12 protein-coding genes and 1 tRNA gene are annotated in these 9270 nt (G+C 66.4%); 10 read left to right on the top strand and 3 right to left on the bottom strand.

What is annotated here, in order from left to right:
• Positions 1–333: 333 nt before the first annotated feature.
• The 3 genes from CAP13_RS04710 to CAP13_RS04700 all read right to left on the bottom strand — a co-directional run bounded on the left by CAP13_RS04710 (position 334) and on the right by CAP13_RS04700 (position 3158).
• Positions 334–1473, bottom strand: a complete 1140-nt coding sequence (locus CAP13_RS04710; protein WP_143764891.1) for a hypothetical protein — start codon at positions 1471–1473, stop codon at positions 334–336.
• Positions 1474–1576: 103 nt separating this feature from the next.
• Positions 1577–2494, bottom strand: a complete 918-nt coding sequence (locus CAP13_RS04705) for a 3'-5' exonuclease (RefSeq protein WP_179184936.1) — start codon at positions 2492–2494, stop codon at positions 1577–1579.
• Positions 2495–2498: 4 nt separating this feature from the next.
• A complete protein-coding gene (locus tag CAP13_RS04700; protein WP_085830448.1) occupies positions 2499–3158 on the bottom strand; it encodes a LexA family protein in 660 nt (219 codons plus the stop codon).
• Positions 3159–3255: 97 nt separating this feature from the next.
• Here CAP13_RS04700 and CAP13_RS04695 point away from each other — a divergent pair, with 97 nt between their 5' ends.
• From CAP13_RS04695 to dcm, 10 genes are all read left to right on the top strand, one after another.
• Entirely contained in the window at positions 3256–3474 is a 219-nt protein-coding gene (locus CAP13_RS04695; protein ID WP_085830447.1) for a helix-turn-helix transcriptional regulator, read from the top strand.
• A 215-nt stretch (positions 3475–3689) separates the two neighbouring features.
• Positions 3690–3764 (top strand) — tRNA-Arg (locus CAP13_RS04690).
• 72 nt (positions 3765–3836) lie between these two features.
• Entirely contained in the window at positions 3837–4154 is a 318-nt protein-coding gene (locus tag CAP13_RS04685) for a helix-turn-helix domain-containing protein (protein WP_085830446.1), read from the top strand.
• Positions 4133–4288 (top strand): hypothetical protein, encoded by a 156-nt coding sequence (locus CAP13_RS09910; protein WP_179184935.1) that lies wholly within the window; start codon positions 4133–4135, stop codon positions 4286–4288. Before CAP13_RS04685 ends, CAP13_RS09910 begins: the two co-directional genes overlap by 22 nt.
• Positions 4288–4485, top strand: coding sequence for a hypothetical protein (locus CAP13_RS04680; protein ID WP_085830445.1), 198 nt, complete (start codon positions 4288–4290; stop codon positions 4483–4485). The genes CAP13_RS09910 and CAP13_RS04680 overlap by 1 nt, the downstream gene beginning before the upstream one ends.
• Positions 4486–4730: 245 nt before the next feature.
• Positions 4731–4865, top strand: coding sequence for a hypothetical protein (locus CAP13_RS10375; protein ID WP_281248982.1), 135 nt, complete (start codon positions 4731–4733; stop codon positions 4863–4865).
• A 196-nt stretch (positions 4866–5061) separates the two neighbouring features.
• Positions 5062–5289: a hypothetical protein gene (locus CAP13_RS04670; RefSeq protein ID WP_085830443.1), complete on the top strand. Its 228-nt coding sequence runs from the start codon at positions 5062–5064 to the stop codon at positions 5287–5289.
• A 29-nt stretch (positions 5290–5318) separates the two neighbouring features.
• Complete coding sequence (locus CAP13_RS04665; protein ID WP_085830442.1) at positions 5319–5867, top strand: DUF669 domain-containing protein; 549 nt, start codon at positions 5319–5321, stop codon at positions 5865–5867.
• 1 nt (position 5868) lies between these two features.
• Positions 5869–7044, top strand: a complete 1176-nt coding sequence (locus tag CAP13_RS04660) for a DEAD/DEAH box helicase (RefSeq protein WP_085830441.1) — start codon at positions 5869–5871, stop codon at positions 7042–7044.
• Positions 7045–9270 (top strand): DNA (cytosine-5-)-methyltransferase (gene dcm, locus CAP13_RS10080; protein WP_218775299.1); only part of this gene is annotated, 2226 nt, incomplete at its 3' end.

Raw genomic sequence — 9270 nt, 5'->3', positions numbered from 1 at the left:
GCGCCGAGCAAGGCCATCATGGGCTTGCAGCGCTGGCTCAACGGCAAGATGGGCTACTAGACCGCATCACGATGCGCACCTCCTCCACCTTCGGGTGGGGGAGGTTTTTTCATTAGTCGGCCTTCCACCTTGTTATGGGGAGGTGGACCGGTTCTCGGTGCGTCCCTATTTCGTCCTAAAGCTCGTAACATGCGGTTTTTACTGTCACTTGTGAATGAATAATGGCAGCTCATGGTTCTTTACGCATCTCAAGTATCACTATTGGTACAATCTACCGCTGTAACACATTTAGAAAAATCGCAGGTAGACGATCTGAATATTCTGCTTATGTCCCTAAATGTCCCAATCGTCACCGAATTCGACGCCTGCGAACGCATCGGCGACCGCGTCGACTAGCTCTTGGTCGGTGGGTTTGACGTAGTGGATTGCGGACACGCCCTTTCCGACATGCCCCATCAGTTTCTCGAGCTTCTCGGTGTCGGCCCGCAGCGTCCACTCCATGTAGGTCCTCCACGAGTTCCGCAGGTTCTTGTACAGGTGGCGCTCAACGCCGGCGGCGTCGGTGACTCGCCTCCACTCCCTGTCTCTTGCCCTCAATCTTATCCCGTCGCCGAGCCCGTTGTGCGACACGAGACTGAAGCCCCTCTCGGCGCTGCCCCTCGCTGCCGACAGTACGCGCGCTGAGACAGGCCATGGGATGACGACCTTGCGGGCGCTGGTCTCCGTCTTCGTCCTCCTCCTCGCCCTTCCGGAGCGGTCGAGCTGGTCCCTCACCTCGACCAGTGCGCATCGTGAGCCGTTCTCCGCGATGACCTCGCGCACGTCGCCGGGGGCCGGTGCGAGCGACTCCCCGACGCGGCACGAGCCGAAGGCCGAGAGGATGATCGGCACCTCCATGAAGCTTCCGCGCGCGGCTCTGGCGATCCTGATGCACTCGCCGACCGTGTACACGCCGGAATCGCGCCTCTCTATGCCTTTCCCGTTCTTTTCGTCCGGACGGTTCAGCTCGTAACTGATGCGGAAGGGGTTCGCCGGTATCACCTCGTAACGCACCGGGAAGTCCATGAGCGGCTTCAAGACGTTGAGGCAGGACCTGGTCTGCGACGCCGTGAGGCCGTTGAGCCACGCCTGGACCTCGAGCGGGCGCACGTCGGATACGAGCACGCCGCCCCATCTCTCACGTGCGCGGTTCCAGGCGGACCTGTAGTTCAAGAGCGAGTTGTCAGACAGCCTCCTCTCGACCGACGGCCAGTACCACCGATCGAAGACATCCTGGACCGTCATGGTCGGCCTGTCCTCGTGGTGGGCCGCCTCCATCTGCGAGAGGTAGAGCCGCGCGTCCCTGCGCGACCCGTGGACCGTCTTGGAGAGCCGCCTGTACCCCTTGCCGTCGTGGAGATCCCCCCACCACCGCACTCGGTACCTACGGGCGCCGATGCGCTCTATGCAGCCGTACGCGCTCCTCTGTGACATAATGTAGCCACCGCCTTTCATTAGGTGGATCCAGGCCCCGTCTCCCCTCGCCGCCAAGCAATGGGGGAGGCGGGGCGCTTTTTTGCGCTGTCTCTCGTTCGTCTCAGGTGGAGATGTGCCTCTGATCCTGACGAGAGACAAGATGCCTGCTCATGGCGTCGACTGCCATGTAGACCGAGATGGTGATCGCGACCGTGAACGCAACGCCGAGGATCGCCCCAGGCAAAGCCATGCACGTCGATAGCGGGATCACGGCCACGACGAGCGAGATAAGGGCGCTCGTCGCGCACGACACCAGCTTGAGCCAGAAGACAAGCGAGCGCACCGCCTCCCTCTCCATCCGGCTCTCCGCCTCCTTCGCTGACTTCCTTCCCCGCGCATCCTCAAGAGACGCCTCAATGGAGGCTATATCCATATCGAGCAGGATCCGCTCGTACTCCCCGTCGCGGATGAGCGCTGAGAAGCACGCGGCGGTCGCTTTCGCGTCGGCGAGGGAGCCATGGGCTTCGAAGTCGGGAACTCCATAGTGCCTCGCGCACGCCGCGAGCTTTGACCAGCGCCAGTCTTCCCTGTAGCTGTTCCACTGTCCGTTGACTGGCGCGAACTCGCGCATGACGTCGAAAAGCGGCGCGTCGCTAAGCCTGAGCCCACCGGCCCTCAGCATCTCGATGTCGAACTCGACGTTGTATCCGACGACCAGCAGCGCCGATCTGAATACTGCGTCGATATCGTCGCCGAGGTCCAGAAGCTCGTTGCAACCGCTCACATCTCTCCATGAGATGCCGTGGATCCTCTGCGCATCCGGCCACCGTCTGCGACGCGATGGCCTCACAAGCGAGTCGAAGAGGACGGTGCCGGTCGCGTCCACGATCGACACGGACAGGACCTCGTCCTTCTCCGGGTCCAATCCCGTCGTCTCGGTGTCGACCACGATGATGCGCGATGGATCAAACTCCCGGATCGCCTCCAGCTGCTGCATGCTTTTCGGTATCCCGAGCGCCCCGACGGTCTTGGTCGGCATCGCCCTACTCCATTTCCCTCGATGATTGGAACCACACGACGGTCCCGCGGAACTCGACGGTCCGGCCGTCAGCCGCGCCGATGACGATGTCCTCATAGCTGTCATCCGTTGAATCTGGGGACAGTATCAAGGTGTTCGCGCCCTTGTAGAGACGGCGCATGACGTAATCCGCACCGTCGATGCTCACGACCGCGATGGAGCCGCTCTGGGGGTCCATGGCCGGGTCGATGAGGATGCTGCACCCCTCTGGGTAGACGCGGTCCATGCAGTTGCCCTCGACTTTGAGGAAGTACCCGCTTGGGTGTCTGTCGGCGACCGACTTCGGGAGCTCGACCACATCGTCGTAGACGTCGGGCTCCTGGGCGTCGCCGGCGTGCACACGGCCGAGAAGAGGCAGGACGGCGTATTCGCTCGCTCTCGGTCTGGCAGCCCCTGTGGGCAGCGTGTCGAGATCGACCGAGAACATCCCGTCGTCCTCTATGAGGTCGCTTTTCCTGATGCCGAAGTAATCGGCGATGCGCTGGATCGCGCCCATGCGCGGTTCGGAGAACCCGCCCTCCCATTGGGACACCGCACCGCGCGAGACGTCGGCAATTTTCGCTAACTCCTCTTGAGTCAAATCATAGTGTTTGCGCAGCTCAACTATATTTTTGCGGATACCCATGGTAACCTCCTGCTCATATTTCTTACATTGTACGTAGAAACATGTTGACATACAATGCTAGAATATCTAGCATTATGACAAGAAGAAAGGAGGCAAAATGGACGAGACGCTTGAGCAGGCGAGGAAGAGAGCGGGGTTCACCCAGCAGGAGATGGCCGACCATCTCGGATGCTCTCGTAGCACGTACGCTGCTATCGAGGCGAATCCTTATAAAGCGACGGTGCTGCAGGCGAAGACGATCTGCTCGTTGCTGTCGCGCAATTACGAGTACATTTTTTTCGGCAAGACAGCTAGTAAAACTAACGAAACGATTTAGGGGATTTAACTCCCCCTCTCGGGCTGCGCTCGCCCCGCCACCTTATGAGCGCCGCCCGAGAGGGGGAGCGGCCCCCGCGCACCTTGTCAAAGCCATAGAGCGTCGCTAACACCGACGGAAAAGCGAGGCCCACGCATGGTATGGGCGCCGTGTTGCAGAAGACCACGCTAAACATCTGCGCGGGGAGGCGGACCCCTAGAAGAAAACGCATAAACGCCCACGTAGCTCAGATGGAGAAGAGCGTCGGATTCCTAATCCGGTGGCCGGCGGTTCGAGTCCGCCCGTGGGCACCTACGCACACAAAAAGGCCCCCGCTGCCAGTGACACGGAGAGCAGGGGCCCGACCTGAAAAGGAGGTCGATATGGATTCTACCGTAATTGACCCGGTGGCGGAGCTCACGGAGCAGCTCCACCAGCTCATAGACGGCTTCGAGCGCCGCATGCGGGAGTCGCCCGTGCCGCTCGGCTCGAAGGCGCTCGCCTACGCCGTCCAGTCCGGCCTGCCGCCCCAGATGGCGTACACGGTCGCGGAGACCGCAAGGTACACGGGCATCGACGAGCGGGCGCTGCGGCGCGAGCACGAGGCGGGTCACCTCGCCTTCGTGATGCCGAAGGGCCAGACCAAGGGCTACCGAATCCTCACCGAGGAGGTGGACCGATGGCTGGCGGAATCACGGTAACGCGCAAGGCGCTCATGGTCGCCGCATACGCGGTGGGCGGATGGCTCTTCGCCTACGTCCTCATGCCGGGCTTCTGGCGCGCCGTGTACGCGGCCTGCCTGGCGCTCCACCGCCTCATGGGAGGGGTGATGTGATGTGGGCGCCGAGGTACGACTTCGAGACCGGCCGCTACGAGGCGGTGCGCCTGGTGGAGCCGGGCGCGTCATACGGCCCGGTGGCCGTCACGCGTGTGCGCAGGCGGCTGGAGGCCAGGGACGCGGCCCACGCCCTCAGGGAGGTGGCCGAGATGAACCGCCGCGAGCGGGGCGGGCGATCAGGGCCCACGTCGTGAAGGGGCCGGACGGCTCGGACGTCGCCGTGAGGACGTCCGGCGAGGCCGCTATGAGGCTGGCCCTCGCCGTGAACCCCCAGGGACCCCGCGAGAGCGCGGGGGAGTGGTACAGGCGCGTGGCGCGCGAGCGCGTGCGGGNGGGACGCGGCCCACGCCCGCGGGGGGGGGGCCGAGATGAACCGCCGCGAGCGGGGCGGGCGATCAGGGCCCACGTCGTGAAGGGGCCGGACGGCTCGGACGTCGCCGTGAGGACGTCCGGCGAGGCCGCTATGAGGCTGGCCCTCGCCGTGAACCCCCAGGGACCCCGCGAGAGCGCGGGGGAGTGGTACAGGCGCGTGGCGCGCGAGCGCGTGCGGGCGGTGCCGCTGATCATCGATTAAATCAAGAAGGAGGACTGATGATCGACATCAGATGCGATCTCACGCAGATCCAATCGAAGGCCGGGCGGACCGCCGTGACCCTCACGGTCACCGACCCTGACATGCAGTCGGACGGGATCCGAGGTCTCTTCGGCCTCGCCGGGCAGGCGGTCGACGTGTCGATAGACCCGGTCATNACGTCGAGGCCGCGCGCGACATGCCGACCCCGCTCGACCCCGAGCCCGCGCCGGCACCGGCGCACCTGCGCCCCGTCCTCGACCTCATGGCCCGCGACGGCATCTCCGAGGCGCAGATCCAGTCCGTCATGGCCTCCTACGGCTACATGACGCCCGACACGCCGATCACGGCGTACGACGAGGAGTTCGCGGGATGGGTGGCCTCGAGCTGGGACCAGATCCGCGACTACATCCGCTCCATCAGCTAAGTGAAAGACACCCATAGAAAGGATCAGACATGGCAGACGTCAACGATTTGGGGCAGGCGCTCGGCTTCGACGACGAGATAGAGGTCGCCGACGAGTTCGAGGCGGTCGCCCCGGGAGAGTACGGCTTCGAGGTCGACAGCGTGGAGCGCGGGCAGTTCAACGGCTCGGCCAAGATGGCGGCGTGCCCGACCGCGAAGGTGCGCATACACCTCACGGACGGCGGGGCCGAGGGGCGCGTCCTCTTCGACGACCTCAAGCTCAACACCAAGATGGCGTGGGCGATCGCGCGCTTCTTCGTGGCCGTCGGGATGCGCGCGGCCGACGCCCCGAGCTCCGAGAGGCTCAAGCTCGACTGGGCGGGCGCCGTCGGGCGCCGCGGGCGCGTGCTCGTGAAGGCCCGCGAGTACAACGGGCGCACGTACAACGACATCGAGTGGCTGAAACCGGAGCCCGCCTCCCAGCCAGCGCCCTCGCCGATGCCCGCGCCGCCGGCGTTCCGCCCGCAGGCCGCCGCCCCGGTTCCGCCCTCGGTGCAGGCCCAGATCAACCGGACCTTCCAGCAGGGGGGTGCTCGCTGACATGGAGCTCCGCCCCTACCAGGCCGAGGCCGTCGAGGCCATCGGGGGCCGGTGGGACGCTGGCGACCGGTCGACGCTGCTCGTCATGGCGACGGGCACGGGCAAGACGATAGTCATGGCCGCCGTGGTGGCAGACGCGGTGAGGCGTGGCGGGCGCGTGCTCGTCCTCGCCCACCGCGGCGAGCTGCTCCAGCAGGCCGCCGACAAGATCCGCGCGGCGACCGGGCTCAGGTGCAGCGTCGAGAAGGCCGGCGACACGAGCGTCGGCACCTTCGAGCGCGTGACGGTCGGCTCCGTGCAGACCCTCATGCGGCCCAAGCGCCTCGCGGCCCTCCCGCCCGACCGGTTCACCCACATCCTCATCGACGAGGCCCACCACGCCGTCACGGGCGGGTACCGCGCCGTCATCGACCACTTCGGGGGCGCCCGCGTCCTCGGGGTCACGGCGACGGCCGACCGCTCCGACCGGCGCAACCTCGGCGAGGTCTTCGACAGCCTCGCCTACGAGTACGACATGGTCGCCGCGATCCGCGACGGCTACCTGTGCCCCATCGAGGCGCAGACCGTGCCGCTCGACATCGACATATCGTCCGTCTCGACGCGATCCGGCGACTTCGCCGCCGACGAGCTCGGTACGGCGCTCGACCCCTACCTGCCGGCCGTCGCCGACGAGATGGCGGGGGCCGGCCTCATGGGCAGGCGCACGGTGTGCTTCCTGCCCCTCATCGCGACGAGCAGGAAGTTCCGCGCGATCCTCGAGGCCCGCGGCTTCCGCGCCGCCGAGGTCAACGGCGAGAGCGAGGACAGGTCGGAGGTGCTCGACGCCTTCGCGCGCGGGTCCTACGACGTGCTGTGCAACTCCCTCCTCTTGACGGAGGGATGGGACTGCCCGCCGGTCGACTGCATCGTGAACCTGCGCCCGACGCGCAGCCGCAGCCTCTACGCCCAGATCGTCGGGCGCGGCACCAGGCTCTCGCCCGAGACCGGCAAGACCTCGCTGCTGCTGCTCGACTTCCTGTGGGCGACCGACCGCATCGACCTCGTGAGGCCCGCCCACATCGTCGCGCAGTCCCCTGACGTNGCCGCGCAGCCTGCCGCGAACCCGGCCCCGGCCATGCCGGCCTTCCCGGCGCCGCCGGCGTCAATCAGGAAGAGGATCGAGAGAGAGGGAGAGTAGATGGCTTACGAGATCACGCGCGGGGCGATCCCGCGCACGCAGAAGGTCGTGCTGTACGGGCCGGAGGGCGTCGGCAAGACCACGCTCGCCGCGTGCTTCCCGTCGCCGCTCTTCATCGACACCGAGGGCGGGTCCGGCCACCTCGACGTGGCGCGCCTGCCGACGCCGACGAGCTGGCGGATGCTCCTCGACGAGGTGACCTACATACGCGACTACCCGGAGGAGTGCGGCGGGACCCTCGTGGTCGACACCGCCGACTGGGCCGAGCGCCTGTGCACCGCCCACGTGTGCGGCGAGAAGGGCATGAAGAGCATCGAGGACGCGGGCTACGGCAAGGGCTACACCTACGTCCACGAGGAGTTCGGGAGGCTCCTGAACCTGCTCTCGGAGGTCTGCGGGCGCGGCCTCAACGTCGTGCTCACCGCCCATGCCGTCATCACGAAGTTCGAGCAGCCCGACGAGCTCGGCGCGTACGACCGATGGGGCCTCAAGCTCATCGACGGCAAGAAGGCGAGCGTCGCGGCCATGGTCAAGGAGTGGGCGGACGCCGTGCTCTTCGCCAATTACAAGACGGTCGTGACGGTGGTCGACAAGGACGGCAAGAAGCGCAAGGCGCAGGGCGGCAAGAACCGCATGCTCTACNGCGCAGCCTGGTCGTCTTCGACCCGCCGCACCTCGACCGTGGCCACGGCTGGCAGGCCGCCAAGTACGGCGTGCTCGGCCCGGGGTGGAGGGACGACCTGGCGGCGGGCTTCCGCGAGTGCCTGCGGGTGCTCGCCCCGGGCGGGACGCTCGTCTTCAAGTGGAACGAGTACGCCGTGCCGCTCTCCGAGGTCCTGGCGCTCTGCCCCGCCAAGCCGGTCTTCGGCGTGCGCAGGCCCAAGGCGGCCAGGACGCACTTCATCGTCTACCACAAGGAGGGGTCATGACCGGATCGTACCCGGACGGCGTCACGGACGCCGACATAGAGCGGGAGATGGACGCGGGCGGAGCGCCCGAGGAGTGCGGGATATGCAAGCTGTACAGATGCGATCGCGGATGGGATGCAGGAGTGTGCTTCGACGCATGGTGCTGCAAGCGCGACCACGACCCGCTCGACCGCGCCGTGCTGGCATCCACCGGCAGCGGCATGAAGTGCTGGACCGGCCACTTCGAGCCGGAGGAGGGGGCGTGGTGATGAGGTACGTGTCGCTCTTCAGCGGCATCGAGGCGGCGAGCGTGGCCTGGGGGCCGCTCGGGTGGGAGCCCATGGCCCTCGCCGAGATCGAGCCCTTCCCCTGCGCCGTGCTCACCGAGAGGTACCCGGATGTCCCCAACTTGGGGGACGTGACGGAGATCGACTGGAAGGGTTTCATAGATGATCGCGGAAGGCCAGATGTCGTTGTGGGAGGAAGCCCCTGCCAGTCCTTCTCCGTGGCCGGGAACCGCACCGGACTTGATGGTGCCTCCGGCCTCATGTGGGAGTACGTTCGAGCTGTTCGCGAGCTCCGTCCTCGATGGCTCGTCTGGGAGAACGTCCCGGGGGCGCTGTCGAGCTCGGGCGGGGAGGATTTCAGATGCCTGCTCGGCTCCATGGATGAGCTCGGGTACGGTCTTTGCTGGCGCGTACTGGACGCGCAATTCTACGGAGTGGCCCAGCGACGCCGCCGTGTCTTCCTTGTCGGACATCTTGGAGACGGACGCGCCGCAGACGTACTCCTTGAGCCCGGAGGCCTGCGCTGGGATGCTCCGACGGGCCGAGAGAAGAGGGCGGAGCTTGCCGCTCGAGCTGGACGCGGCCCTGAGGGCGCGGGCGCAGGGGCTGCCGGGCGGTGCCTGACGCAGTACGGGGAGGAGGTGGCGGGCACGCTCACCGCGCGCGCCGACTCCTCGCCCTGCGCCGACCGGGGGCCGTCGGTCCTCATCGCCCGCGGCTTCAAGTACCACGCTGGCGTGACGGGATCAATCGGCTACGGCGAGGCGTCGCCGACGCTCGACGCGAGCATGCCGCCCGCCGCCATCGCCCACGGCTCCAAGCCACACGCCGGGCCTCACGCCGGGTCGATCGCGTACGGCAGCGTATCCCCAACGCTCGACACGGGCAAGCCAATGGGCGTGCTCCAGGTCAAGGGAAACTTCGTCGCGAGGGACACATCGCAGAACGGCGCGCCGTGGTGCGACCCGGACGGGGGTGGGGCCTACACGCTCAACGTCACCGACGTTGACGCCGTGCTCGTGGCGTCCGAC

It is taken from the genome of Collinsella vaginalis (assembly GCF_900176655.1).
In the GTDB taxonomy this organism is placed as follows: domain Bacteria; phylum Actinomycetota; class Coriobacteriia; order Coriobacteriales; family Coriobacteriaceae; genus Collinsella; species Collinsella vaginalis.
Note: the sequence above shows the minus strand (reverse complement) of the source record. Positions and strands in the feature narration are given on the sequence as shown.

What these genes read in the sequence shown, in the direction of transcription:
- CAP13_RS04710 (WP_143764891.1), bottom strand. Translation starts at nt 1,473, where the DNA reads ATGTCACAGAGGAGCGCGTACGGCTGCATAGAGCGCATCGGCGCCCGT.
- CAP13_RS04705 (WP_179184936.1), bottom strand. Translation starts at nt 2,494, where the DNA reads ATGCCGACCAAGACCGTCGGGGCGCTCGGGATACCGAAAAGCATGCAG.
- CAP13_RS04700 (WP_085830448.1), bottom strand. Translation starts at nt 3,158, where the DNA reads ATGGGTATCCGCAAAAATATAGTTGAGCTGCGCAAACACTATGATTTG.
- CAP13_RS04695 (WP_085830447.1), top strand. Translation starts at nt 3,256, where the DNA reads ATGGACGAGACGCTTGAGCAGGCGAGGAAGAGAGCGGGGTTCACCCAG.
- CAP13_RS04685 (WP_085830446.1), top strand. Translation starts at nt 3,837, where the DNA reads ATGGATTCTACCGTAATTGACCCGGTGGCGGAGCTCACGGAGCAGCTC.
- CAP13_RS09910 (WP_179184935.1), top strand. Translation starts at nt 4,133, where the DNA reads ATGGCTGGCGGAATCACGGTAACGCGCAAGGCGCTCATGGTCGCCGCA.
- CAP13_RS04680 (WP_085830445.1), top strand. Translation starts at nt 4,288, where the DNA reads ATGTGGGCGCCGAGGTACGACTTCGAGACCGGCCGCTACGAGGCGGTG.
- CAP13_RS04670 (WP_085830443.1), top strand. Translation starts at nt 5,062, where the DNA reads ATGCCGACCCCGCTCGACCCCGAGCCCGCGCCGGCACCGGCGCACCTG.
- CAP13_RS04665 (WP_085830442.1), top strand. Translation starts at nt 5,319, where the DNA reads ATGGCAGACGTCAACGATTTGGGGCAGGCGCTCGGCTTCGACGACGAG.